General features: G+C 52.3%; 1 rRNA gene (cut by a window edge). It reads right to left on the bottom strand.

Annotated elements, in window-relative coordinates:
* Positions 1–1,532 (bottom strand): 23S ribosomal RNA (locus KKQ75_RS12715) (its annotated part continues 766 nt past the right edge of the window); the annotation flags it as partial.

Below are 1,532 nucleotides of genomic sequence, written 5' to 3'. Positions count from 1 at the left end.
GCACTATCGTCACGATGTCCGACCGTAACTAGCGTACCTTCGAACTCCTCCGTTACGCTTTGGGAGGAGACCGCCCCAGTCAAACTGCCTACCATGCACTGTCCCCAGTCCCGGTTCAGGGACCTAGGTTAGAACCTCAAACGCACCAGGGTGGTATTTCAACGTCGGCTCCAGCAGAACTAGCATCCTGCCTTCAAAGCCTCCCACCTATCCTACACAGATCCGTTCAAAGTCCAATACAAAGCTACAGTAAAGGTTCATGGGGTCTTTCCGTCTTTCCGCGGGGAGATTGCATCATCACAAACATTTCAACTTCGCTGAGTCTCTGGAGGAGACAGTGTGGCCATCGTTACGCCATTCGTGCAGGTCGGAACTTACCCGACAAGGAATTTCGCTACCTTAGGACCGTTATAGTTACGGCCGCCGTTTACTGGGACTTCGATCAAGAGCTTGCACCCCATCAATTAATCTTCCAGCACCGGGCAGGCGTCACACCCTATACGTCCACTTTCGTGTTTGCAGAGTGCTGTGTTTTTAATAAACAGTCGCAGCCACCAATTTTTTGCAACCCGTTCATGCTCAGATGCTCTCATCACACTACTAGGGCACACCTTCTCCCGAAGTTACGGTGTCAATTTGCCGAGTTCCTTCTCCAGAGTTCTCTCAAGCGCCTTAGAATACTCATCTCGCGCACCAGTGTCGGTTTGCGGTACGGTCGTTGCAAGCTGAAGCTTAGTGGCTTTTCCTGGAACCCCGTTCAGTGACTTCGCAAGCCATGCTCGCTCGATCGGCAGCCTCGGTATATGTGCAGCGGATTTGCCTACTGCACGCCTACTTCTGCCTAAACCGGGACATCCAACACCCGGATCACCTATTAAGATTCGTCCCCACATCGCACTTGCAATCGGTACAGGAATATTGACCTGTTTCCCATCAGCTACGCATCTCTGCCTCGCCTTAGGGGCCGACTCACCCTACGCCGATGAACGTTGCGTAGGAAACCTTGCGCTTACGGCGAGCGGGCTTTTCACCCGCTTTAACGCTACTCATGTCAGCATTCGCACTTCTGATACCTCCAGCACGCTTTACAACGCACCTTCACAGGCTTACAGAACGCTCTCCTACCACGCACAGTAAACTGTGCATCCGCAGCTTCGGTAACTGGCTTAGCCCCGTTACATCTTCCGCGCAGGACGACTCGATCAGTGAGCTATTACGCTTTCTTTAAATGATGGCTGCTTCTAAGCCAACATCCTGACTGTTTTAGCCTTCCCACTTCGTTTCCCACTTAGCCAATTTTAGGGACCTTAGCTGGCGGTCTGGGTTGTTTCCCTCTTGAGTCCGGACGTTAGCACCCGGTGCTCTGTCTCCCAGGCTGTACTCTGCGGTATTCGGAGTTTGCCTTGGTTTGGTAAGTCGCCATGACCCCCTAGCCAAAACAGTGCTCTACCCCCGCAGGTAATACCTGAGGCACTACCTAAATAGTTTTCGGAGAGAACCAGCTATTTCCAGGTTTGTTTAGCCTTTCACCC

The sequence above is a fragment of the Brachymonas denitrificans genome (assembly GCF_907163135.1).
In the GTDB taxonomy this organism is placed as follows: Bacteria; Pseudomonadota; Gammaproteobacteria; order Burkholderiales; family Burkholderiaceae_C; genus Brachymonas; species Brachymonas denitrificans_A.
Note: the sequence above shows the minus strand (reverse complement) of the source record. Positions and strands in the feature narration are given on the sequence as shown.